The organism is Ancylobacter sp. VNQ12 (genome assembly GCF_049445835.1).
Lineage (GTDB): Bacteria > Pseudomonadota > Alphaproteobacteria > Rhizobiales > Xanthobacteraceae > Ancylobacter.
This window is the reverse complement of the sequence record NZ_JBMSDU010000033.1, coordinates 1-24,014: the sequence shown is the minus strand read 5'-3', so window position 1 is coordinate 24,014 and position 24,014 is coordinate 1. Positions and strand designations below refer to the sequence as shown.

Annotated in this window: 23 protein-coding genes and 1 tRNA gene; 14 read left to right on the top strand and 10 right to left on the bottom strand. The window is 65.0% G+C overall.

What is annotated here, in order from left to right:
• Positions 1-133 precede the first annotated feature (133 nt).
• Positions 134-1,273 carry a TRAP transporter substrate-binding protein gene (locus ACO2RV_RS23895; protein WP_423296711.1) on the bottom strand — a complete coding sequence of 380 codons (1,140 nt, stop codon included), beginning with the start codon at positions 1,271-1,273 and terminating at the stop codon, positions 134-136.
• 266 nt (positions 1,274-1,539) lie between these two features.
• Here ACO2RV_RS23895 and ACO2RV_RS23890 point away from each other — a divergent pair, with 266 nt between their 5' ends.
• From ACO2RV_RS23890 to ACO2RV_RS23870, 5 genes are all read left to right on the top strand, one after another.
• Positions 1,540-3,753, top strand: a complete 2,214-nt coding sequence (locus tag ACO2RV_RS23890; RefSeq protein ID WP_423296710.1) for an esterase-like activity of phytase family protein — start codon at positions 1,540-1,542, stop codon at positions 3,751-3,753.
• A 178-nt stretch (positions 3,754-3,931) separates the two neighbouring features.
• Positions 3,932-4,810: an HlyD family secretion protein gene (locus ACO2RV_RS23885; protein WP_423296709.1), complete on the top strand. Its 879-nt coding sequence runs from the start codon at positions 3,932-3,934 to the stop codon at positions 4,808-4,810.
• A complete protein-coding gene (locus tag ACO2RV_RS23880) occupies positions 4,807-5,769 on the top strand; it encodes an ABC transporter ATP-binding protein (protein ID WP_423296708.1) in 963 nt (320 codons plus the stop codon). Before ACO2RV_RS23885 ends, ACO2RV_RS23880 begins: the two co-directional genes overlap by 4 nt.
• Positions 5,766-6,911, top strand: coding sequence for an ABC transporter permease (locus ACO2RV_RS23875; RefSeq protein WP_423296707.1), 1,146 nt, complete (start codon positions 5,766-5,768; stop codon positions 6,909-6,911). The genes ACO2RV_RS23880 and ACO2RV_RS23875 overlap by 4 nt, the downstream gene beginning before the upstream one ends.
• A 160-nt stretch (positions 6,912-7,071) precedes the next feature.
• Positions 7,072-7,725, top strand: a complete 654-nt coding sequence (locus ACO2RV_RS23870) for an FkbM family methyltransferase (RefSeq protein ID WP_423296706.1) — start codon at positions 7,072-7,074, stop codon at positions 7,723-7,725.
• A gap of 210 nt (positions 7,726-7,935) precedes the next feature.
• On the opposite strand, the gene ACO2RV_RS23865 is transcribed toward ACO2RV_RS23870, so the two are convergent.
• The 3 genes from ACO2RV_RS23865 to groES all read right to left on the bottom strand — a co-directional run bounded on the left by ACO2RV_RS23865 (position 7,936) and on the right by groES (position 10,569).
• Positions 7,936-8,319 (bottom strand): hypothetical protein, encoded by a 384-nt coding sequence (locus ACO2RV_RS23865; RefSeq protein ID WP_423296705.1) that lies wholly within the window; start codon positions 8,317-8,319, stop codon positions 7,936-7,938.
• A 238-nt stretch (positions 8,320-8,557) separates the two neighbouring features.
• Positions 8,558-10,204, bottom strand: coding sequence for a chaperonin GroEL (groL, locus tag ACO2RV_RS23860; protein WP_423296704.1), 1,647 nt, complete (start codon positions 10,202-10,204; stop codon positions 8,558-8,560).
• A 50-nt stretch (positions 10,205-10,254) separates the two neighbouring features.
• Positions 10,255-10,569 carry a co-chaperone GroES gene (groES, locus tag ACO2RV_RS23855; protein WP_423296703.1) on the bottom strand — a complete coding sequence of 105 codons (315 nt, stop codon included), beginning with the start codon at positions 10,567-10,569 and terminating at the stop codon, positions 10,255-10,257.
• Between the two features lie 298 nt (positions 10,570-10,867).
• On the opposite strand from groES, the gene ACO2RV_RS23850 reads away from it, so the two are divergent.
• On the top strand, positions 10,868-11,176 hold the full coding sequence (locus ACO2RV_RS23850; RefSeq protein ID WP_423296702.1) for an usg protein: 309 nt from the start codon (positions 10,868-10,870) through the stop codon (positions 11,174-11,176).
• A gap of 146 nt (positions 11,177-11,322) precedes the next feature.
• Entirely contained in the window at positions 11,323-11,925 is a 603-nt protein-coding gene (locus tag ACO2RV_RS23845) for an exopolysaccharide biosynthesis protein (protein ID WP_423296701.1), read from the top strand.
• Between the two features lie 9 nt (positions 11,926-11,934).
• On the opposite strand, the gene ACO2RV_RS23840 is transcribed toward ACO2RV_RS23845, so the two are convergent.
• The 6 genes from ACO2RV_RS23840 to ACO2RV_RS23815 form a co-directional block, all read right to left on the bottom strand.
• The gene (locus ACO2RV_RS23840) at positions 11,935-12,684 is read right to left on the bottom strand and encodes an SDR family oxidoreductase (protein ID WP_423296700.1); all 750 of its coding nucleotides are present in this window, start codon (positions 12,682-12,684) and stop codon (positions 11,935-11,937) included.
• Between the two features lie 501 nt (positions 12,685-13,185).
• The gene (locus ACO2RV_RS23835; protein ID WP_423296699.1) at positions 13,186-13,932 is read right to left on the bottom strand and encodes a peptidase; all 747 of its coding nucleotides are present in this window, start codon (positions 13,930-13,932) and stop codon (positions 13,186-13,188) included.
• 109 nt (positions 13,933-14,041) lie between these two features.
• On the bottom strand, positions 14,042-14,875 hold the full coding sequence (locus ACO2RV_RS23830; RefSeq protein ID WP_423296698.1) for a transglutaminase family protein: 834 nt from the start codon (positions 14,873-14,875) through the stop codon (positions 14,042-14,044).
• Positions 14,876-14,894: 19 nt separating this feature from the next.
• A complete protein-coding gene (locus ACO2RV_RS23825) occupies positions 14,895-15,839 on the bottom strand; it encodes an alpha-E domain-containing protein (protein WP_423296697.1) in 945 nt (314 codons plus the stop codon).
• 26 nt (positions 15,840-15,865) lie between these two features.
• The gene (locus ACO2RV_RS23820; RefSeq protein WP_423296696.1) at positions 15,866-16,489 is read right to left on the bottom strand and encodes a LysE family translocator; all 624 of its coding nucleotides are present in this window, start codon (positions 16,487-16,489) and stop codon (positions 15,866-15,868) included.
• A 54-nt stretch (positions 16,490-16,543) separates the two neighbouring features.
• Positions 16,544-17,965, bottom strand: coding sequence for a circularly permuted type 2 ATP-grasp protein (locus tag ACO2RV_RS23815; protein ID WP_423296695.1), 1,422 nt, complete (start codon positions 17,963-17,965; stop codon positions 16,544-16,546).
• 194 nt (positions 17,966-18,159) lie between these two features.
• Between ACO2RV_RS23815 and ACO2RV_RS23810 the strand changes: the two genes are divergently transcribed.
• The 7 genes from ACO2RV_RS23810 to ACO2RV_RS23780 all read left to right on the top strand — a co-directional run bounded on the left by ACO2RV_RS23810 (position 18,160) and on the right by ACO2RV_RS23780 (position 23,701).
• The gene (locus tag ACO2RV_RS23810) at positions 18,160-18,903 is read left to right on the top strand and encodes a competence/damage-inducible protein A (RefSeq protein ID WP_423296694.1); all 744 of its coding nucleotides are present in this window, start codon (positions 18,160-18,162) and stop codon (positions 18,901-18,903) included.
• Between the two features lie 100 nt (positions 18,904-19,003).
• Positions 19,004-19,510, top strand: coding sequence for a xanthine phosphoribosyltransferase (gpt, locus tag ACO2RV_RS23805; RefSeq protein WP_423296693.1), 507 nt, complete (start codon positions 19,004-19,006; stop codon positions 19,508-19,510).
• Positions 19,511-19,543: 33 nt separating this feature from the next.
• Complete coding sequence (locus tag ACO2RV_RS23800; RefSeq protein WP_423296692.1) at positions 19,544-19,915, top strand: hypothetical protein; 372 nt, start codon at positions 19,544-19,546, stop codon at positions 19,913-19,915.
• An 85-nt stretch (positions 19,916-20,000) separates the two neighbouring features.
• Positions 20,001-20,411, top strand: a complete 411-nt coding sequence (locus tag ACO2RV_RS23795) for a DoxX family protein (RefSeq protein ID WP_423296691.1) — start codon at positions 20,001-20,003, stop codon at positions 20,409-20,411.
• Between the two features lie 24 nt (positions 20,412-20,435).
• Positions 20,436-22,130 carry a formate--tetrahydrofolate ligase gene (locus ACO2RV_RS23790; protein ID WP_423296690.1) on the top strand — a complete coding sequence of 565 codons (1,695 nt, stop codon included), beginning with the start codon at positions 20,436-20,438 and terminating at the stop codon, positions 22,128-22,130.
• A gap of 223 nt (positions 22,131-22,353) precedes the next feature.
• Positions 22,354-23,559, top strand: a complete 1,206-nt coding sequence (locus tag ACO2RV_RS23785) for a tyrosine-type recombinase/integrase (RefSeq protein WP_423296689.1) — start codon at positions 22,354-22,356, stop codon at positions 23,557-23,559.
• Between the two features lie 57 nt (positions 23,560-23,616).
• A tRNA-Leu gene (locus tag ACO2RV_RS23780) sits at positions 23,617-23,701 on the top strand.
• Positions 23,702-24,014: the final 313 nt, after the last annotated feature.

Genomic DNA, 24,014 nt, shown 5'->3' with positions numbered 1-24,014 from the left:
TCCGTCGGGCGGGCGCACAGAGGCTGCGCGCCATCCGGACGGTCGAAGCCCTCGCGGCACGCAACGTTGCGGGTGAAGCGGGCACCGAGAGGCGCCCCCTCCCTGTGGGAGAGGGCGCTACCGGACGGCCAGATCAGGCCGTCTTGAAGAAGTGGTCGTAGGCGAACTTCGAGTCCGGCTCGTATTCGAGGCGGAAGCCGACAATGCGCTTGGCCCATTCCTTCTGGCTGTCGACGACCTTCTTGAACACCGGGTCGGCCGAGAGATTGGCGATCACCACATCCCACGCCTTGAGCTGGGCTTCGAGAACCGGCTTCGGCGTCGGGAGCACCTTCACGCCGCGCGCCTTGATGGCCTCCAGGTCCTTCGAATAGCGATCCTGCGCCTTCCACATCATGGTGGCGGAGGTGGCATCGGAAGCGCCCTTGAGGATTTCCTGCACGTCCTTCGGCAGGCCCTCGAACTTGGTCTTGTTGAACAGGATCTCGAAGCACTCGAGCGCCTGATGGTAGCTGCCGAGCATGTAGACCTTGGCGACGTCGGGGAAGCCGAGCACGAGGTCCGAGGAGGGGTTGTTGAACTCGGCGCCGTCGAGCAGGCCACGGTCGATGGCCGGCACGATCTCGCCGCCCGGCACGATCGTCACCGCTGCGCCGAACTCCTTGAACAGGTCCGCACCGAGACCGACGGTCCGGTACTTCATGCCCTTCATGTCGGCGGCGCTGGTGATCTCCTTCTTGAACCAGCCGAGCGGCTGGCTCGGCATCGGCCCGGTGAGCATGCCGACGACGTTCAGCTTCAGCGTGTTCTGTACCAGGTCGTCATAGAGCGCCTGGCCGCCGCCGAAGCGGATCCAGCCGAGCAGTTCGTCGGCGTCCCAGCCGAAGGCCGGGGCGGTGCCGAACAGCGAGAAGGCCTTGTTCTTGCCGTACCAATAGGCGGCGACGCCATGGCCGCCGTCGAGGATGCCGGACGACACCGCGTCCAGCATCTGGAAGGCGGGGACCACCGAGCCGGCCGGCAGCAGCTCAAGCTCGACGCGCCCGCCGGTCATGGCGTTGACGCGTTTCACATAGTCGCCGGCGAACTCGTGGAAGATGTCCTTGTTCGGCCAGGTCGACTGGAACTTCAGCTTGATCGGCGCCTGTGCGTGCACGGCGGGCGCCGCGACCACGGTGGCGCCGGCCGCGGCAGCGGCGGTGGCGATGAAGCGGCGACGGCTGGTGCGGATGTCGTGGCGCGAATCCGCATTCTTGCCTGACGTTTCGGTCATGGCGTTTCCTCCTATGGCGTTTCCTCACGGGTCGAGCCCGCCGGGCGGCGCTTCAGCGCCTTGTCCCGATGCTTCAAGGAGACGATGCCGCAGAGGTAAGTGCAAGCCTTAATTCGCGGCAGTTGCGTCAATCGGACTCTACCAAAGTAGAAGCTGGCGGGGATTTGGCGGCGGTTTTCGGTGCATTCGTCATCGGGCTGTCATTCGCGGCGATTTGAAGTGCCCCTCAGGGCGGGCTCGACCCGCGTTTCGATGGGAACATATCCATGCGCTCCATTCTTCTCGCCGGCGTGTCGGCGGTGGTGCTCGGCCTCGCGGCCACGGCCGCTTCGGTCCAGGCTCCCGCGCCGTTCAACCGCATCTCGACCTTCCATGTCGTGGACAACCTCCCGGCCGGCGCGGACGCCGCCAAGTCGACCGCGGCCGAGATCATCACCTTCACCGAGGACGGCAAGACGCTGATCTACAGCGACAGCCCCGGCCAGCGCATCGGCTTCATCGACATCACCGATCCGTCCGCGCCGAAGCCGGCCGGCGTGGTGGCGCTCGAGGGCGAGCCGACCACCAGCGTGGTGATCGGCGGCAAGGCCTATGTCGGGGTCAACACGTCCGAATCGAAGGCCAACCCCTCCGGCCATCTCGCGGTGGTCGACATCGCCGGCCGCAAGGTCGAGGCCAAGTACGATCTCGGCGGGCAGCCGGATTCGATCACCAAGAGCCCGGACGGCAGCTATCTCGCCATCGCCATCGAAAACGAGCGCGACGAAGAGGTGAATGACGGCGCGCTTCCGCAGGCCCCGGCCGGCAATCTCACCTATTTCCAGGTCAAGAACGGCGTCGTCGACGGCGCCTCGAAGAAGGTCGTGGACCTCACCGGCCTCGCCAAGGTCGCGCCGGAGGATCCCGAGCCCGAATATGTCGACATCAACTCTCGCAACGAGGTCGTGGTCACGCTGCAGGAGAACAACCACATCGTCGTCGTCGACCTGCCGACCGGCAAGGTGACGAACCATTTCTCCGCCGGCACGGTCGATCTCGATCACATCGACACCAAGAAGGACGGCGTGATCGATCTCTCCGGCTCCGCCAAGGGTGTCGCCCGCGAGCCCGACACCGTGCAGTGGATCGACGACGAGCGCTTCGTCATCGCCAATGAGGGCGACTGGAAGGGCGGCACGCGCGGCTTCAGCGTCTTCGACAAGACCGGCAAGCTGCTGTTCGAATCCGGCACCGCGCCCGAGCATCTGGCGGTGCGCCTCGGCCATTATCCCGAGCACCGCAACAAGAAGGGCATCGAGATGGAGGGCGCGGAAGTCGCGACCTTCGGCGGCGATCGCCTGATCTTCGTCGCGTCAGAGCGCGGCTCGCTGGTCTTCGTCTATCGCGACAAGGGCGGCTCGGAGGCTCCCGAGCTGCTTCAGGTCCTGCCGGGCGGTGTCGGGCCCGAGGGCCTGATCGCCATTCCCGGCCGCAATCTGTTCGTGACCGCCAGCGAGACCGACCTGCGCGAGGATGGCGGCATCGGCTCGGAAGTGACGGTCTATGAGCGCCAGCCCGGCGCCAGGCCGGCCTACCCGACCATCCAGTCGGAGAACGGCCCGGACGGCCTGCCGATCTGGTGGGCGGCGCTCTCCGGCTTCGCGGCCGACGCGAAGACGCCCGGCAAACTCTATGCGGTGACCGACAGCGCGCTCTCGCAGGCCCGCATCCTGACCGTCGACGCGACCGCGCTGCCGGCGAAGATCACCGCCGCGACCGTGCTGACCCGTGACGGGCAGCCGGCCAAGGGGCTCGACCTCGAAGGCATCGCCGTTCGCGCCGAGGGCGGTTTCTGGGTCGTCTCGGAAGGCAACCCGGAGAAGAAGGACAACCCGACGCAGAACCTTCTGCTGCGCGTCGGCGCCGACGGTGCCATAGCCGAAGAGATCGCGCTGCCGGAAGCGGCGGCCGCGCAGGCGACCCGCTACGGCTATGAGGGCGTTGCCGTCACCGGCGCCGGTGACGACGAGACCGTGTGGATCGCCGTCCAGCGCGAGTGGAAGGACGACCCGAAGGGCTTCGTGAAGCTGCTCGCCTATAAGCCGGCAGCCAAGAGCTGGGGCTATGTGCGCTATCCCCTCGACAAGGCGGAGAAGGGCTGGGTCGGCCTTTCCGAGCTGACCGCCTACAAGGACGGCCTCGTCGTCATCGAGCGCGACAACCAGGTCGGCCCCGCGGCGAAGCTGAAGAAGCTGACCTTCGTCTCGCTCAACGGCGTGACGCCGGCAGCGCTCGGCAGCGAGGCGGCGCCGGCGACGCTGACCAAGACCGAGGTCAAGGACCTGCTGCCGCTGCTCGCCGCGCCGCACGGCTATGTGCTCGACAAGGTCGAGAGCTTCGCCATCGACAGCGCGGGCAATGCCTTCGTCGTCACCGACAATGACGGCGTGAAGGACTCCTCCGGCGAGACCGAGTTCTTCGCCATCGGCAAGCTGAACTGATCCGGTCAATAATCGACAGTGCGGCGGGCGTCCCTCGGGGCGCCCGTCTTGCTTTTGTGCTCCCAAAGGCCGCCAACTCCTGCTAGTGGCGACACCGGATGGAGGAGCGATGAGGATCGGCGCGTGCCTGGCCATCACCCTTGCCCTGGGGCTAGCCGCTTGCTCGGAGAGCGGGCCCGTGCGCTATCAGGGCTACGCCGAAGGCGACGTGATTTTCGTCGGCCCGGACGAAGCCGGTCGGCTGCTGACGCTGAATGTCAATGAGGGCGACCGGGTGACGCCGGGCAGGGCGTTGTTCGAGGTCGATCCCGTCCTGCAGCAGGCCGATGTGGACGCGGCTGTTGCCGGCCTCGAACAGGCCCGCGCCCAGCTGGCAGACGCGAAGGCCGCCGCCCAGCGGCCGGAGGAGGTCGCGGTGCTCGAGGCGAGCCAGCGCCGCGCGGAGGCCGCGCTCGACCTGTCCCTCATCGAACTCGACCGGCAGAAGAGCCTCTACGCCAAGGCGGTGGGCTCCAAGGCGGCGCTGGATACCGCCCAGCACACCTATGACCAGAACCAGGCTGCGCTCGATGAGGTGAAGAAGCAGATCGAGGTGGCGCGCATGGGCTCGCGCGACCAGCAGATCGCCGCCGCCGAGAAAGCCGTCGATGCGGCGCAGGCCAAGCTCGACGACGCCCGTATCCGGTTGGAACGGCGCAAGCTGGCCGCGAGCGTCGCCGGATCGGTCGAGACGGTCTATTTCCGGCCGGGCGAGCTGGTGCCGGTCGGCCGGCCGGTGATCTCGATCCTGCCGCCGGAGCTGATCAAGCTGCGCTTCTTCGTGCCGGAGCCGGACCTGCCGCGCTTCACGCTCGGCACCGACGTGCTCGTCACCTGCGACGGCTGCACGCCCGTGCCGGCGCGGGTGAGCTATATTTCCGCCAGCGCCGAATACACGCCGCCGGTCATCTACAGCCTCGATGAGCGCTCCAAGCTGGTCTTCATGCTGGAGGCGAAGGCGCAGACACCCGGCGCGCTGCGTCCCGGGCAGCCCATCACGGTCGAGATCGCTCCATGAGGGAAGGGCGCGCGGATCCTTCCGGCGCGGTTCCCCTGCCGGACTATGTGATCGAGGTCGAGGGGCTGAGCAAGACGTTCGGCGACCGGGTGGTGGTGCGCGACCTCTCCATGCGGGTGAAGCGCGGGCAGATCTACGGCTTTCTCGGCCCCAACGGCTCCGGCAAGACCACCACCATCCGCATGTTGTGCGGCCTGCTGACGCCCGATGCCGGGCGGGGCAGCTGTCTCGGGCTCGACATTCTCACCCAGTCGCGCGCCATCCGCCGCCATGTCGGCTACATGACGCAGAAATTCAGCCTCTATGCCGATCTGTCGGTGCGGGAGAACCTCGAATTCGTCGCCCGCATCTATGGCGTGCCGAACCCGGTCGCGGCGGCAAAGGAGGCGGTGGAACGGCTGGGGCTTGCCGGCCGCGACGAGCAACTCGCCGGTTCGCTCTCCGGCGGCTGGAAACAGCGCCTTGCGCTTGGCGCCTGCATCCTGCCCTCGCCGCAGCTGCTGCTGCTCGACGAGCCCACGGCCGGCGTCGATCCGAAGGCGCGGCGCGAATTCTGGGCGCAGATCCACGCGCTTGCCGCCGAAGGGCTGACCGTGCTGGTCTCGACCCATTACATGGACGAGGCCGAACGCTGCCACGAGATCGCGTACATCGCCTATGGCGAGCTGCTGGCGCAGGGCACGGTCGAGCAGGTCGTGGCCGGTGCGGGACTTTCCACCTGGAGCGTCACCGGAGGCGACCCGGCGGCACTGGCGCGCGAACTGCTGGACCGGCCCGGCGTGGAACTGGTGGCACCGTTCGGCGCCAGCGTGCATGTCGGCGGGCATGACGCGGCGGCGCTGGAGGCAGCGATCGCTCCCTTCCGTGGGCGCCCCGAACTCACCTGGCGCAAGGACGAGCCGACGCTGGAGGACGTGTTCATCGACCTGATGAACCGCTCCAGGGACAATTTCCGATGAGCGGTTTCTTCCGCCGCGTCGGCGCGATGATGCGCAAGGAGTTCCTCCAGCTGCTGCGCGACCGCGTCTCCTTCGCCACCATGATCATGATCCCGCTGACCCAGCTGATCCTGTTCGGCTATGCCATCAACACGACGCCGCGCCACCTGCCGACGGCGGTGCTGGCCTATGAGAACACCTCGCTCACCCGCTCCATCCTCGCGGCCATCGAGAACACCAAGTACTTCTCGATAACGCATCATCCCGCCAGCGCGACCGAGGCCGAGCACCTGATGCGCGCCGGCGACGTGCTGTTCGTGGTGGAGATTCCCGCCGGCTTCGAGCGGGCGATGCGGCGCGGCGAGAGCCCCGCCATGCTGGTGGCGGCCGACGCCACCGATCCGGTCGCGTCGGGCAGCGCGCTGGCGACGCTGCGCAGCCTCGTCGACGCCGCGGTGAAGCGGGAGCGTTTCGCGGTGGAGGGCGGGCCGCGCGGCTCGGGGCAGGAGGCGGCGCCGCCTCCTTTCGAGATCATCACCCACGCCCGCTACAACCCTGCGGCGGTGACGCAGCTCAACATCGTGCCCGGCCTGCTGGGCACCATTCTCACCATGACCATGCTGATCTTCACCGCGCTGTCGGTGACGCGCGAGATCGAGCGCGGGACCATGGAGACGCTGCTCGCCATGCCGATCCGCCCGGTGGAGGTGATGCTCGGCAAGATCGCGCCCTATGTGCTGGTGGGGGCGGGGCAGGCGGCGATGATCATCATTGCCGGCATCTTCCTGTTCCAGGTTCCGGTGGTCGGCTCGCTGGGCCTGCTTACCGCGCTGACGACGCTGTTCATCGTGACCAACCTGTCCATCGGCTACACCTTTTCGACGCTGGCGCAGAACCAACTGCAGGCGGTGCAGATGACCTTCATGTATTTCCTGCCGAACATCCTGCTGTCGGGCTTCATGTTCCCGTTCGACGGGATGCCGCGCTGGGCGCAGTGGGTCTCCGAGACGCTGCCGCTGACGCATTATCTGCGCATGGTGCGTGGGATTCTCCTGAAGGGCGCGGGGGTGCACGATCTCGCCAATGACATCGTCGCGCTCGCCGCTATCATGCTGGTGGCGATGCTGATCGCGGTGAAGCGGTTCAGGCAGACGCTGGATTGAGGCGGGCCTCCCGGCTCACGCGGAAAATATTCGTGCTGTGATCCGTCCGTGCAGCAAAGGCAACCCGTCTGCGGTAGCTTGTCTGTGGTGGCGATGAGCGTGCCTACAGGGGGGATATGTTTTGGCGGCATTGAATAAAACGAAATTCCAACCACTTTCGATGTTGAAGCGCAGCCTGTTGAAACCGGGCCTGAAACTGAGAACCGTCCAGTTCGGTTTGCTGAAGGGCGTAAAACTATACTTGGATTTCAGCAACCAGACGCAGGGCTACCTGGGGCTGTATGAAACCGAGACGTTCGATGCCTGCCGGAAGATGGTCGGCCGCGCCGCGTGGATGGTCGATGTCGGCGCCGGCATCGGCGAGATGTCGCTGTATTTCATGAAGGTTCACGGCGCCCACACCGTCTTTGCCTTCGAACCCATTGCCGCACAGCGGGCGCGCTTCGCCGACAATCTCGTCGCCAATGGCTGGACGGCGGCCGATGTGTCGCTGTCGCCCAATTTCGTCGGCGGCGGCGAGGGCTGCACCGCGCTCGACGCCATCGGCCTCGACCTGAGCAAGCGGGGCTTCGTCAAGATCGATGTCGACGGCGCGGAAATGGACGTGCTGCGCAGCGGCGCGACGCTGCTGCGGGACGGTGCCGCGGACTTCATCGTCGAGGTCCACAGCAAGGAACTCGAGGACGAGTGCATCGCCCTGTTTAGGGCGAATGGCTACAAGGTCGATATCATTCCCAATGCCTGGTGGCGGCTGTTCATCCCCGAACACCGCGTCATTGCGCATAATCGCTGGATTACGGCCGTTCGCCCCTGATCCTCGACGTGGCGCGACCGCCGGACCAAATGAAAAAGGGCGCGGCTTTCGCCGCGCCCTCTCGTAATCTAGGAAAGCTATGGGCTTGGATCTTCAAGAACCGGTGCCTCGTCCGCGATTACGAGCAGATCACCGCCGTTGCGGGAACCCTCATCACCATCGCAGCGGCAGTCACACTCCTGCGTCGATGCCTATGAACCAATCCCCTTCTCAAACGCTCTCTTGGAGCGGCGACAAATATCGCTGAAATTCTTCTCGTCTTTTTTGGGAATCCTCAATCTCCTTGGTCCACCAAGAAAGATCGTCTTCGTCTTTCTTATAAAGTTCGAAATATCCGCTACCTGGGCGCTTGGTCGATTTTGAAATTATCAGTCCGCTGATTGCAGGAAGGTTGTTTTCGAAAGCCCAACCAGCAAGTGAATTCAATCCCTGGATCTGAAGACTCTTTCCGTATCGTCCTTTTAGCGGGAGGTCCAAGCGGAGATGCACTTCTTTGTAAGTGACATATGTGTTGGGGCGACCGGGGGTCACATGTGGCAGCATCTCCACCAATAGTTCTAACAAACGAAGTCCGTCCTTATCCAGATCGGTCATTCCTGCACCTCAGATCCAAATTGCAAAAATAATTCTAACGCTTCCATCCCGCCTATAAAGTGCAATTCTTCTGGCCGAACCGATAGAAGGCATCGTCCAACGAAAAAGGGCGCGGCTTTCGCCGCGCCCTTTCATCATCTGCAAGGCCGATGGACGTCGATCAGACGTTCATGCCGCCACCTGAAGCCCGGCTTGCCGGGCTTCAGCACCTGGGAAACGCAGGGGCGAATGGACTTCCTCAGAAGTCCATGCCGCCCATGCCACCCATGCCGCCGCCCGGCATGGCGGGGGCAGCGCCACCCTTCTTCGGCAGGTCGGCGATCATCGCCTCGGTGGTGATCAGCAGCGAGGCCACGGAGGCCGCGTTCTGGATCGAGGAACGCAGCACCTTGGCCGGATCGATCACGCCCGCCTTGAACATGTCGACATATTCGCCGGACTGGGCGTTGAAGCCGAAGGCGTAGCTGTCCTTCTCAAGGATCTTGCCGACGATCAGCGAACCGTCCTCGCCCGCATTGGACGCGATCTGGCGCGCGGGGGTCTGGATCGCCTTGCGGACGATCTCGACGCCGGTCTTCTGGTCGGCATTGGCGGTCTTGACGCCGTCGAGCGCCTTGATGGCGCGCAGGAAGGCGACGCCGCCGCCCGGCAGGATGCCTTCTTCGACGGCCGCGCGGGTCGCGTGCAGCGCGTCGTCGACGCGATCCTTCTTCTCCTTGACCTCGACCTCGGTCGCGCCGCCGACGCGGATCACCGCGACGCCGCCGGCGAGCTTGGCCAGGCGCTCCTGCAGCTTCTCGCGGTCGTAGTCCGAGGTGGTCTCCTCGATCTGCGCCTTGATCTGCGCGACGCGGTCCGAGATGTCCTTCTTGGAGCCGTTGCCGTCGACGATCGTGGTGTTCTCCTTCTCGATCACCACCTTCTTGGCGCGGCCGAGCATGTTGAGCGTCACGGTGTCGAGCTTGATGCCGAGATCATCGGAGATGGCGGTGCCGCCGGTGAGGATGGCGATGTCCTGCAGCATGGCCTTGCGGCGGTCGCCGAAGCCGGGAGCCTTCACCGCCGCGACCTTCAGGCCGCCGCGCAGCTTGTTGACGACGAGCGTGGCCAGAGCCTCGCCCTCGATGTCCTCGGCGATGATGAGCAGCGGCTTGGAGGTCTGCACCACGGCTTCGAGAACCGGGAGGAGCTCCTGCAGGCCGGAGAGCTTCTTCTCGTGGATGAGGATGTAGGGGTCCTCGAACTCCACGCGCATCTTCTCGGCGTTGGTGATGAAATACGGCGAGAGGTAGCCGCGGTCGAACTGCATGCCCTCGACGACGTCGAGCTCGGTCTCGGCGGTCTTGGCTTCCTCGACGGTGATGACACCCTCGTTGCCGACCTTCTGCATCGCCTCGGCGAGGTACTTGCCGATGTCGGAGTCGCCATTGGCGGAAATGGTGCCGACCTGGGCGATCTCGCTGTTGGAGGTCACCTTCTTGGCGTTCTTCTTGAGGTCCGCCACGATGGCCTCGACCGCGAGGTCGATGCCGCGCTTCAGGTCCATCGGGTTCATGCCGGCGGCGACCGACTTGGCGCCTTCACGCACGATCGCCTGGGCGAGCACGGTGGCGGTGGTGGTGCCGTCGCCGGCGAGGTCGTTGGACTTCGAGGCCACTTCGCGCACCATCTGGGCGCCCATGTTCTCGAACTTGTCCTCGAGCTCGATCTCCTTGGCGACGGTGACGCCGTCCTTGGTGATGCGCGGGGCGCCGAACGACTTCTCGATCACGACGTTGCGGCCCTTGGGGCCGAGCGTGACCTTCACCGCATTGGCGAGGATGTCGACGCCGCGCAGCATCTTGTCGCGTGCGTCGACGGAAAACTTGACTTCTTTGGCAGACATTTATGTGAACTCCGGTGAAGCGTTGCGACTTGCGTCGAGCAATGGCTGCGTCAGGCGGCCTTCTTGGCCGAGGCGGTGACGTCGAGCACGCCGAGGATGTCGGCTTCCTTCATGATCAGGTAGTCGACGCCATCGAGCTTGACCTCGGTGCCCGACCACTTGCCGAACAGCACCCGGTCGCCCGCCTTCACGTCGAGGGGGACGAGCTTGCCGGCCTCGTCGCGGCCACCCGGCCCGACGGCGACGACTTCGCCCTGTGAAGGCTTTTCCTTGGCGGTATCGGGAATGATGATGCCGCCCGCGGTCTTCTCTTCCGCTTCGATACGCTTGACCACGACACGGTCATGCAGGGGACGGAACTTCATCGGTTCTCTCTCCAGAAATCGTGGATGATCATCTGATCGGCGGCACGCCGGACTGACCTGCGCCATCCGGCCGTACTGCCGGGCTGACATCTAGGAGGCAGCGGAACCGCGCGCAAGGGCATGCGCCGAAAAATCTGGCAGTCCGGATGCGAGAGTGCCAACGCGGCGAAGGGGAAATTGTCAGCACTCTGCCATATATGCTGCTAGATCATTGATTTTGAAAGAGAAATGATATTTTTCTCTTGTCTACGGCGACAAGCCTCCGCACACTCGGAACTCTCGCGAAAGGAGGTTCCGCATGGCATCTCATGAGTCGCCGCCCGGTGTTACGTCGCGCAAGGCGTCGTCGGATTTCGTCCAGCAACTCGCCGGTTACGGATTGACGACCGCCCAGATCCTCTACCGCATGCCGGACCATCAGGGCCTGCTGCAAACCTTTCTCTGGCAGCATTACGATCTCTACCCCCATTTCCCGGAGCTGAACCGCTTCCTGGCCTTCTGGAAGCGGGAACTGGAGGGGCCGCTGCACTCGGTGGTGGTGGCGCATTCCCGGCTGATCCGCCCGGCGGAGCTGCGCAGCGTGGATGGTCTCTTCCTGCTGAACTGAGCGGGCCGGTCCGCGCAACGACGTGGCTTTTCGGCACCAGCCCTCTCTCGGCCCTCTCCTTGCCGCTTTCACCGTGCTATGAGGGCGGCCGTGCGGAAGCCGTCGTGGTGTTCCGGCAAGGTTTGAAGGCAGTCGGGACGTCGTCAGTGGACCATCGCTCTCCCCGCACGTCGGAGCTGCTCTCCGCGATCGTCACCGCGCATTCGGCGGAGCGCATCGGCGTGGGCGAAGTCGTGCATGCGCTGCGCAACCGCGCCTTCGGCCTGTCCATCCTGCTGCTCGGCCTGCCGAACTGCCTGCCCATGCCGCCGGGCATACCGGTCATCTGCGGCGTGCTGTTGTGTCTCGTCGGCGGCCAGATGCTGATCGGGCGCGATGAATTGTGGCTGCCGCGCTGGCTCGCCGCGCGCACCTTCTCACGCAGCCTGCTGGAGAAGATCGTCGGCGGCGCGCTGAAGTGGATCCGCCGCTTCGAGGGCTATTCGCGGCCGCGCTTGCCTTATTTCTCCAGCTATTCCGCCCGCTTCGTGCTCGGCGGGCTGGTGGTGCTGCTCGGCCTGCTGCTGCTGCTGCCGATCCCGATCTTCGGCAATCTGCCGCCCGGCATTGCCGTGTGCATCCTCGCGCTCGGCCTCGTCGAGCGCGACGGTGTGTTCATCTGCGCCGGCATCGTGGCGACGCTGATCAGCCTCGGCGTCATGGGGCTCTTGAGCTGGATGCTCTACCAGGGCGCGCTGGCCGTCATCTGAAGCCGAGCCTCAGCCCCGCCCGACGAAGGGCGCGTTCGTGGCCATGATGGTCATGGTCAGCACATTCGCGTCGAGCGGCAGGCCGGCCATATAGGCGACGGCACGGCCGGCATGGACGGGATCGAAGGTCGGCTCGACCATGATCTGGCCGTTCGCCTGCAGGATGCCGCTCTTCATCTTCACCGCCATGTCGGTATCGGCATTGCCGATGTCGATTTGCCCGCAGGCGATGTTGTGCGCGCGTCCTTCCAGCGCGACCTGCTTGGTGAGGCCGCTGACGGCGTGCTTGGTGGCGGTATAGGGGCCGGTGAGCGGACGCGGCGCATGCGCCGAGATCGAGCCGTTATTGATGATGCGCCCGCCCTTGGGGTCCTGCGCCTTCATCAGCCGGATGGCGGCCTGCGTGCACAGGAACACGCCGGTGAGGTTCACATTCACCACGCGCTGCCAGTCCTCCAGGGGAATGTCCTCGATCGGCGTCGCGGGCGACCAGCCGCCGGCATTGTTGAACAGCACGTCGAGCCGGCCGAAACGGTCGGCGGTTGCCGCGAACAGCGCGGCGACGGAAGCGGGGTCGGCGACATCGGCGGCGATCGGGTGGCCCTTGCCGCCCAACTCGGCCGCGACGGCCTCCAGCGGCTCCAGCCGGCGGCCTGCCAGCACGACGGTGAAGCCGGCCTCGGCAAGCGAGACGGCCGCGGCCTTGCCGATGCCGGTGCCGGCGCCGGTGACGAGGGCGATTTTATTGGCGTTGTTCATGGTTTTCCTCCGGGCTCGGCAAAATGGCCGAGAGCTGCCGCCACGGCAAGGCGGAGATGCGCCACGAGGCGGTTTTTAGAGCCTGTTTGGAAATTCCTCATATCAACAGAACGACGTCATCCTGAGGTGCTCGGGCGGAGCCCGAGCCTCGAAGGATGCTCGTCCGGGCGCCCTGCTTCAGCATCCTTCGAGGCCCGGCCTGTGGCCGGGCACCTCAGGATGACGGCGATGACGAGTTTCCAAACGGGCTCTTAGCCGAGGCGCGGAGAGTGTGGGAACCCTAAAGACCTGCGGGCGTTATCGAGCCAGAAGGAAAGTCATTCCTGCGGGAGGAGAACGATCATGCCAGCTATTTTGATGTGGCTCATTGGTATTCCGATTCCGATCATCATCCTGCTCTATCTCATTACCTGAATATCGGGCGGATAGAGCGGAGTTGATCGACGCGATAGGGATCGTTCGCGCGACTGCGCGGACGATCCTTTTCGCATTTGCGGGGTATTAGCGCGGCTGGCCGTAAGGCGGACGCGGGATGGCCGTGTGAGCGGCACGCAGCGCGGCGGACCAGCGTTCGCGCAGATCGTGGAAATAGGGCTCGCCCGGCTCGATCCGGTAGTTGAGCTCGGCCTGGCTACCCTCGCGGCGGGCGACGAGCACGTCCAGCGGCATGCCGACGCCGAGATTCGAGCGCATGGTCGAATCCATGGAGATGAGCCCGGACTTCAGCGCGTCGTAGATGTCCGTCTCGAAGGTGATCGAGCGGTCGAGCACCGGCTTGCCGTATTTGTGCTCGCCGATCTGCAGGAACGGCGTATCGGCGGTGCACTCGATGAAATTGCCGGCCGAATAGATCATGAACAGCCGCAGCCGGCCGCCATTCACCTGTCCGCCGAACAGGAACGACACGTCGAAGCGGACATCCGCTTCCTTCAGCCCTTCGCCATAGAGATGGTAGACGTGCCGCACCGCCCGGCCGACCAGTTGGGTCGCGCGAAACATGCTGGTACAGCCGGTGAGCGTGTCCTTCTGGCCGGTCTCGGGATTGTCGAGACCCTCCTGAAGGGTCGAGATCACCGCCTGCGAGATGGAAAGGTTGCCCGCGGTGGCGAGCGCCATGATGTAGCGGCCCGGCTCCTCATAGACATGCAGCTTGCGGAAGGTGGAGATGTTGTCGAGCCCGGCATTGGTGCGCGTATCCGCGATCATGACCAGGCCTTCCCGCACGAGGATCCCGCAGCAATAGGTCATGAACGCACTTCCCCCTGTCCGCATGCCCCTGCGGCACGCGTCTGCTCCCCTTGGCGCCCTTATAGCGGGGCGCTTTCGCGAGGAGCAACCTTGAACGCGGATTTTGCCGTCAGCCCTGAATCTGCCGGCTCGATTGATCGACCGTGAGGGCGACCGAGAGATTTTCCTCGCCGCCGCCATAGCGGTTCCCGCGAACCGGCGCGGCGCCGAGATAGTCCAGCCCGATGGCGAGGCGCACATAGGCCTCGGTCGGGCACTGCCGGTTGGTCGCGTCGAAGCCGATCCAGCCGAGGCCGTCGATATAGGCTTCCGCCCAGCCATGTCCGGCCTGCTGGCCGGCTTGCGCGCTGGTGCCCGCATCGCCGACGAGGTAGCCGCTGACATAGCGGGCCGGGATGCCGGCATGACGTGCCGAGGCGATGAAGATGTGCGCGTAATCCTGGCAGACGCCGCGCTTCAGCCCGAATGCCTCGACGGCCGTGGTCCCGGAATTGGTCGGATCGGGATCGAAGGTCATGACATCGGCTATCGCATCCGTCAGGGCATGCAGCTTGGCGATGCGGTCGCCCTCGCGCGCCGTCGTGTCCGCCGCGAATGCGCGCAACGCTTCGTCCGCGTTGGTGAGGTCGGTCTCGCGCATGAACAGCGACGGGGGAAAACGCTCCTTGGCGCCACGCACGACGCCGGAGGTTTCCTGCGTCTCGACCTCGCCTTCGACCAGCACGCGCAGCTCCGAGATCGGGCCGTCGACCGCGAAGGTATGCGTGAGATTGCCGAAGGCATCCTCATGCGCGCGCAGGCGGCAGCTCTCGGAAACGTCGATGCGCCAGGAGACGACATACTGCCCGTCATGGCTGCGCGGCGTCAGCCGCAGCGTCTGGATCGCGCCATTGGCCGGCGGATCGTAGGTGTAGGTGGTGGCGTGGTTCACATGAATGCGCATGACGCGGGCCGGTTTTCGATCAGAGCAGATATTGCTCGGCGACGGTCGAGCCGAGACGGTTATTCTCGAAAACGAAGTCGTCGATGTATTCGTGCAGGCCGGTCTGGAAGATATCGTCCATGCGGCTGTTGCCCAGTCGGGTCAGGGTCGTGCGGGCGATGCGCTGGGACGGCCCCTGCCGGCCGTAATAGGCGGCGATGTCGTCGAGATAGCGCGTGATGTTCTGGTAGCAACTGGTCAGCGAACGCGGCATCTGCGCGTTGAGGATCAAGAGATCCGCCACCAGCCAGGGTTTCACGCTTTCGCGGTAGACCCAGTGGAAGCTGGTCAGCGCCGACACCGAGCGCAGGATCGAGGCCCACTGGAAGTAGTCCAGCGGGCCGCCGATGTGCTCGGAATCCGGCAGCAGCACATGGTACTTCACGTCGAGGATGCGCGCGGTGTTGTCGGCGCGCTCCACATACATGCCCACGCGCGAGAACCAGAAGGCGTCGTTGCGCAGCATGGTGCGGTAGGCGGCGCCATCGAAGCGCAGCGAGGTTTCCTTCACGAAGGAGAGGAAGCGCGCCAGCTCCTCGCGCGTCATGTTCTTGGTGGAATAGCGCTTCAGCTCCAGCCAGGCGGAGTTGATAGTCTCCCACATCTCGATCGTCAGCGCCGTGCGCACCGAGCGGGCATTGGTGCGCGCGATCTCGAAGCAGTTGCGGATCGAGGACGGGTTTTCCGGCGCGAAGGCGAGGAAGTTGATGACGTTCTGCTCGCTCGCATCCTCGTCATGCACCTGCTTGAACAGGTCGGCGCAGCCGGCGGTCAGCAGCGCCGAGCGCCATTCATTGGTCGAGCCGCCATAGGCGGCGGGCAGCTGGGCGAGACGCTGGGTGACGTCGAGGATCCGCGCGAGGCAATCCGCGCGCTCCATGTAGCGGGCCAGCCAGTAGAGGTTGTCTGCAGTGCGTGAAAGCATGGGGTCCGCGTTGGTTTATCTGGCGTTCATTTGGCGTTGCGCCAGGCGAGCGTGGCCAGGCCCGCCCCGATCAGGAGGGTGCCGCCGACCCGGTTGATGGCAGCGACGATGTGCGAATTTCCGATGGCGCCGCGCAGCCGGCCGGCGATCAGCGCATAGCCGAAGGCGTTGGTGGCCGCGAGGACGAGGAAGGTGGTCTCGAAGATGACCATCTGGGTGACGAAGTCCCGGCCGGGATCGAGAAACTGCGGCAGGAACGCCACGAAGAAGGTGATGCTCTTCGGGTTCAGCGCGGTGACGATCCAGGCGTGCAGCAGCATGCGCAGCGAGGAGCCGCCGGTGCGTGCCTCGCCGACAAGCGGGGTGCCGCCGGCACGCCACAGCTTGATGCCGAGCCAGATGAGGTAGCCGGCGCCGATCCATTTGAGCACGGTGAACAGCGTGGCCGAGGTGGCGAGCAGCGCGCCGAGGCCGAGCATGGACAGCGTCATCGCGGTGAAGTCGCCCAGCGCCACGCCCGCCGCCACCGGCAGCGCCACGCGTCGGCCCTGGCCGAGCGCGTAGGAGACGACGAGCAGGATCGTCGGTCCGGGAATGACGAGCAGCACCGCCGAGGCGGCGACGAAGGCCAGCCATGTTTCAATCGGCATTGTTAGGCTCCCTCCTGCGACACTGCTTAGTAACCCGTCGAATGAACGCGCCGTTCAGTTGTCCTCCAGCACCCAGGTGTCCTTGGTTCCGCCGCCCTGGCTGGAGTTCACCACCAGCGAGCCCTCCTGCAGCGCCACGCGGGTCAGGCCGCCCGGCACGATGCGCGTGCGGTCCGATCCGGTGAGCACGAAGGGGCGCAGGTCCACATGGCGCGGCGCGATGCCTTCCTCGACGAAGGTCGGGCAGGTCGACAGCGCCAGCGTCGGCTGGGCGATGAAGTTGTTCGGGTCCTGCTTCAGCTTGGCGCGGAACAATTCGATCTGCGCCTTGTCGGCGCGCGGTCCGATGAGCATGCCGTACCCACCGGAACCGTGGACTTCCTTCACGACGAGCTCGTTCAGGTGATCGAGCACGTACTTCAGGTGGTCGGCCTCGCGGCAGCGCCAGGTCGGCACGTTCTTCAGCAGCGGCTCCTCGCCGAGATAGAAGCGGATGATGTCCGGCATGTAGCTGTAGACCGCCTTGTCGTCGGCGACGCCGGTGCCGACCGCATTGGTCAGCGTGACGTTGCCGGCGTTGTAGGCGCTCATCAGCCCGGGCACGCCGAGCGCGCTGTCCGGCCGGAAGGCGAGGGGATCGAGGAAGTCGTCGTCGAGGCGGCGATAGATCACGTCGACCCGTTTCGGCCCCTCGGTGGTGCGCATGTAGACGATGTCGTTGCGGATGAAGAGGTCGCGCCCCTCCACCAGCTCGACGCCGAGTTTGTCGGCCAGGAACGAGTGCTCGTAATAGGCGGAGTTGTAGATGCCGGGCGTCAGCACCACCACGTTCGGGTCGCTGGTCGCCGTCACCGGGGCGAGCGACTTCAGCGTCGCCAGCAGCTCGTCCGTGTAGTTCTCGACCGGGGCGACGCGGTTGTCGGCGAACAGCTCCGGGAACAGCCGCATCATGATCTCGCGGTTCTCCAGCATGTAGGAGACGCCGGAGGGCGTACGGGCATTGTCCTCGAGGACATAGAAGGTGTCGGCGTCGACCCGCACCACGTCGATGCCGGCGATGTGGACGTAGAGGTCGTGCGGGACCTTCTGGCCGTTCATTTCCGGGCGGAAGACCGGGTTCTGGTAGACGAGGTCCTCCGGCACCACGCCGGCCTTGAGGATGTCCCGCTTGGTGTAGACATCCTTGATGTAGAGGTTGAGCGCCTTGGTGCGCTGTTCCAGCCCCTTTGACAGCCGCTTCCACTCGCCGCTGGTGAGGATGCGGGGAATGATGTCGAAGGGGATCAACCGCTCCTGCGCGTCGCTGTCGCCATACACGGCGAAGGTGATGCCGATGCGCCGGAATATGAACTCGGCTTCCTTGCGTCGGAAATCGAGCACTTCGGGCGGAACGCTGCTCAGCCAGCGGGACAGGGTGGTGTAAGCGGGACGAATGGAGCCGTCCGCATTGGTCATCTCGTCGAAGGCGACGCTCATAGTTGCAAATCTACTCCCCAACTCGGCCAAGTTAGCTACAAACGCCGTGCCAGCGGAAGAGGCGGAAGACTCCGGATGGAGATATTCGGCGGATTGTTCGCCGATTGCCCATTTGTGAGGCTGTCTGCCCTTGCTTGCGGCGGGTTCTGCGTTCATTTGCGGCGAGAAGCAGCAGTCGAGGGGAGGGGAATCGCATGAGCGGTGCAGTGGAGCTGGTCACGGCGGGCATTCTCGTCATCGGCGACGAGATTCTCTCCGGCCGGACCAAGGACAGGAATATCGGCTACATCGCCGAGTACCTCACCGGCATCGGCATCGATCTGCGCGAGGTGCGGGTGGTGCCCGATATCGAGGACGAGATCGTGGGCGCGGTGAACGCGCTGCGCGCCCGCTACACCTATGTCTTCACCACCGGCGGCATCGGGCCGACGCATGACGACATCACCGCCGATTCCATCGCCAAGGCGTTCGGCGTGCCCATTCACGTCGATCCGCGCGCTCGCGCCATGCTGCTGGAATACATCAAGCCGGAAGACCTCAACGAGGCGCGGCTGCGCATGGCGCGCATTCCCGCCGGCGCCGAGCTGGTGCCCAATCCGGTCTCGAAGGCGCCGGGCTTCTGGATCGGCAATGTCATCGTCATGGCCGGCGTGCCGACCATCATGCAGGCGATGCTCGACCAGGTGGCGCCGAAGCTGCGCACCGGCGTGCAGGTGCTCTCCGAGACGGTGCGGGCGAATGCGCGCGAGGGCGATATCGGCGGGCCGCTCAAGCTCATCGCCGAGGCGCATCCGGACGTGACCATCGGCTCCTACCCGTTCCTCGACGAGGACGGGCGGCCGAATTCCAATCTCGTCGTGCGCTCGCGCGATCCGGAGAAGCTGGCGGCGGCCGTGGCCGCGGTGAGGGCCATGGCGGCTGCCATTCCTCGGCGCTGAGCAAAGCTAAGGCGGGGATTTCGCGCGCGCGCCTCTGGAGAAGCGCGGTCGCTGCCGCTAATGATCTCGGATGCGCCGCGTGCGCCCGAGGTGATGACCGATGTCCGACGACCGCCAGACCAAGGCCTTTCCCGTCTCCTGGGACCAGTTCCACCGCGATGCGCGGGCGCTGGCCTGGCGGCTCGCGGGAGCAGGGCCCTTCGTCGGCATCGTCTGCATCACCCGCGGCGGGCTGGTGCCGGCCGCCATCGTGGCGCGCGAGCTCGGGGTGCGGCTGATCGAGACCGTCTGCATCGCCAGCTATCACGACTACAAGAACCAGGGCGCGATGGAAGTCCTGAAGCCCATCGCCGAGGCGGTGACGGCCGCCGCGGGCGCGAAGGGGCAGGGGCTGCTGGTGATCGACGATCTCGTCGATACCGGCTCGACCGCCCGCGTGGTGCGCGAGATGCTGCCCGAGGCGCATTTCGCCACCGTCTACGCCAAGCCGCTCGGTCGCCCGCTGATCGACACCTTCATCACCGAGGTCAGCCAGGACACCTGGATCTATTTCCCGTGGGATATGGGTCTCACCTTCCAGCCGCCGATCCGCGACGGCGTCGCCTGAGCCCGTTGCGCAACTCCGCAGAGGACCTTCATCATGGCCGACTGGGACAACCAGCCCGAAGACGAGACCGACGAGGCCTATGAAGAGGCCTATGATCAGCATCGCGCCGCGCTCTACGAGCGGCTGATGGCCTATGCCGACGAGCACGATCTGGGCGACGCCTTCCTCGCCGACCTCGTCTCCGATCTCGGCCTGTCGCTGCGCATGGTCGCCTATGCCGCCGAAACCGAGAAGCCCTCGATCGGCGGGCTGCGGCTCGACCTCGACCGCTATGTGCGTGAGCTCGGCGACAGCGTGCGCGAGGCCAAGAAGCATGCGGCCGATTTCATCGCCGAGGCGAAGGCCGCGCGCGAGGAGGAGGAAGACGAGGACGACGCCGGAAACGTGGAAGAAACCCGCCAGTAGCCCGGTTGCATCGGAGGGGATCTCGCCTTTGCACGGCCGCTTCGATAGGACATCGGGCATCGCCCTCCCTTAAGGAAAGCTACCGATGACGCCGGGTTTCATCTCGACCATCCTGCGCTCCCCGATCACCGCCTTCGTCGCGCGTTTGCTCCTTGTTTTCATGTTTCTCGGCAGCGGCATCAGCAAGCTGGTCGACTTTCCGGCCGCCCAGGCGGAGATGGCCTATTTCGGCCTCAACCCGCCCTGGCTGTTCGCGGTGGCGACACTCGTCACCCAGCTCGTCGGCGGGGTGCTGATCCTGTTCAACCGCGCGTCATGGCTCGGTGCCGGGGCACTTGGCATCTTCACCTTCCTCACCATTCCGATCGCGCATCACTTCTGGACCATGGAAGGCCAGATCGCGCAGCTGGAATTCTACATCGCCATCGAGCATCTCTCGGTGATCGGCGGCATGCTGCTGGTCGCCATCCTGGCCGAGCGCACCCGCGCCGCCTGATGCCGAGCTGAAACGGGAGTCGCGATGAACACCGCCTTGCGTACCATCGATCCGAACAGCGACGCGGCCATCGCGGCCCGCGTCGAGCCGCGTCCGATCGAGGAGATCAGCAGCAAGCTCGGCGTGCCGGGCGAGGCGCTGTTCCGCTACGGGCACACCAAGGCCAAGATCGCGCTCGACTTCGCCCGCCGCGCGGAGGCCGATGCCGGCGGCAAGCTGATCCTCGTCACCGCCATCAGCCCGACGCCGGCCGGCGAGGGCAAGACCACCACCACCATCGGCCTCGGTGACGCGCTGGCGCGCATCGGCAAGAAGGTCGCCATCGCGCTGCGCGAGCCGAGCCTCGGCCCGGTGTTCGGCTCCAAGGGCGGGGCGACCGGCGGCGGGCATGCGCAGATCATCCCCATGCAGGACATCAACCTGCATTTCACCGGCGACTTCCACGCCATCAGCGCCGCGCACAATTTGCTCGCGGCGGCGATCGACAACCACATCTACTGGGGCAACGAGCTCGGCATCGACACGCGGCGCATCAACTGGCGGCGCGTGGTCGACCTCAACGACCGGGCGCTGCGCAGCGTCGTCGTCGGCCTCGGCGGGCCCGGCAACGGTTTCCCGCGCGAGGACGGGTTCGACATCACGGTCGCCAGCGAGGTGATGGCGATCTTCTGCCTCGCCCGTTCGCTTGAGGATCTGGAGGAGCGGCTCGGGCGCATGGTCGTCGCCCAGACCCGCACCCGCCAGCCGGTGACGGCCGCGCAGCTGAAGGTGACGGGGGCGATGACCGCGCTGCTGCGCGACGCCTTCCAGCCCAATCTCGTGCAGACGCTGGAGGCGACCCCGGCGCTGGTGCATGGCGGACCCTTCGCCAACATCGCCCATGGCTGCAACTCGGTGATGGCGACGCGCACCGCGCTCGGCCTTGCCGACTACGTGGTGACGGAAGCCGGCTTCGGCGCCGATCTCGGCGCGGAGAAGTTTCTCGATATCAAGTGCCGGCAGGCCGGGCTCGCGCCCTCCGCCGTGGTGATCGTTGCCACGGTGCGCGCGTTGAAGATGCACGGCGGCGTGGCGCAGAAGGACCTCGGGCCGGAGAACGTCGCCGCGGTGGCGCTGGGCGCCGGCAATCTCGTGCGCCACATCGAGAACATCACGCAGTTCGGCGTGCCCGCCGTGGTGGCGATCAACCGCTTCACCAGCGACACGCCGGCCGAGATCGCCGCCATCGAGGCGGCCTGCGCCAAGGTGGGGGCGCGCGTGCATCTGTGCACGCATTGGGCCGACGGCTCCGCCGGCGCCGAGGGGCTGGCCGAGGAGGTCGTGCGGCTGGCGGAGGCGCCCTCGCAGTTCCGCCCGCTCTATGAGAGCGCTCTCTCGCTGGTCGAGAAGATCGACACCGTGGCGAAGAGGATCTATCGCGCCGGCTCGGTGGCGATCGAACCGGCGGCGCTGAAGAAGCTCGCGGAGTTCGAGGCGCTGGGCTATGGCGACCTGCCGGTGTGCATGGCGAAGACGCAGTACAGCTTCACCGCCGACCCGACCCAGCGCGGCGCCCCGGAAGGCTTCGTGCTGCCGGTGCGCGAGGTGAGGCTTTCCGCCGGCGCGGGATTCGTGGTGGTACTGTGCGGCGAGGTGATGACCATGCCGGGCCTGCCCTCGCATCCCGCGGCGGAGAACATCTTCGTCGACGAGACCGGCTTCATCGGCGGGGTGTTCTGAGCCTTCCACGACCGAAGCGTCGTGGTTGCGAAGGTTGAATGACTGAAGGCCGCTTGCCGAAACTGGTAGACGGAAGGCACTTAAAATCTAATCTATCATCATTTGTCAGATGAAATATCGTTTAAAATCAATAAGATTGACGAAAATTTCCCTTCCGAATACCCTGACACAGTCGTGACACAGTTTTAGCGGCAGGAGACAAAAAAGGCGAAGGGTCTGACACATGAGCGAGGTCCACGAAATTCTCGGCGGGAAAGTCCGGGTCTATCGGCGGGAGAACAGCGGGTACTGGCAGTGCTCCTCCATGCTCGACGGGAAGCGTTGGCGCTTCAGCACCAAGAGTGACAGCCTCGCCCATGCGAAGGAGTTGGCGGAGGACTGGTACTTCAGGCTGCGGTCTGGCCAAAATCCCCGCCAGTTCGAGCGCGATGGCGACGCGGTACTCCGGCCGGGCACAAAGACCTTTAAAGACGCGGCTGACCGGTTCTTGAAGGAGTTTCCGATCATCACGGCCGGCGAGCGCAATGCGGTCTACGTGAAGAGCAAGGAAATCAATATCCGGGTCCACCTGATGCCGTTCTTCGGCAAGAAGGCGCTTACGGAGATCACACCCGGATCGATCGCCGACTATCGCATGCAGCGTATGCAGGAGCGCGGACGAGGCGGGAAGCCGCCGTCCCGGAGCATCCTGCACAAGGAGATCGTCACCCTCCGACAGGTGCTGAAAACAGCGCATCGGCAGGGCTGGCTCCCGAACCTCCCCGATATGACCGCTCCCTACAAGTCGAGCGGCAAGGTCACCCACCGGGCCTGGTTCTCTCCTGCTGAATACAAAATGCTCTATGAGGCCACCCGCCGGAGGGCAGAGGAACCGCTGAAGAAGCGGTACAAGTGGACGTGCGAGCAGTTGCACGACTACGTCCTGTTCATGGCGAACACCGGTTTAAGGCCTGACGAGGCCAACCGGCTGGAATATCGCGACGTGACCGTGGCGAAGGACAAGGGCACAGGCCAAACCATCCTCGAGATCGAGGTGCGCGGGAAGCGTGGGGTCGGGTGGTGCAAGAGCATGCCGCAGGCGGTTCAGCCGTTCCGGCGCCTCGTCGCCCGCAACAACCCTAAGCCGACCGATCTGCTGTTCCCGAGCAGCCCTGCCGGTCTTCTGACGAAGGTTCTGGAGGAACTCGGGCTCAAGAAGGACCGCGATGGGAATGCCCGTACGGCCTATAGCCTGCGGCACACCTACATCTGCTTCCGGTTAAGCGAGGGAGCGGATGTATGGATGATAGCGAAAAACTGTCGGACCAGCGTTGAAATGATTGAGAAGTTCTATGCTGTTCATATTGAGAACGCGCTTGATGCTTCTGCGATAAATGTCAGAAAAAATAAGATTTCGGCGAAGGAGGAAGGAAAAAATATCGTCTCCTAGGACGGGTTGCTTTTATTGTTGTCAGAAATTCAGGTGCGATCTATACGGCTATGGTGCGCGGGCGTGGCGAAATGGTAGACGCAACGAACTTAAAATTCGTTTCTCTATGAGAGTGCCGGTTCGAGTCCGGCCGCCCGCACCAAGAATCGCTAACGGTATCGACCATGCGCGCTTGCTTCACGCCATGAGCGGAAGTTCGCCGCGGTTATCACGAATGCCCGCTTAGGGGCCGTCTCCGGACGGTCAGCTATCGGGTAGCGAATACCGTGTAGCCGCCCTTCTTCTCCCGACCCCATTGACGACATTCGGATTGCTTCCGTCGCCGCCTGAATGTCAAACGGCGCGCAATATTGCCCCCCGATCGGCGTCCAATCTTGACCCCTTGAGGGGCTGAGGCGGTGAGGAGGCGGCGCGGCGGAGCTGGCTTGTGTTGCGCAGCCGCGCCGGCTCCGGGT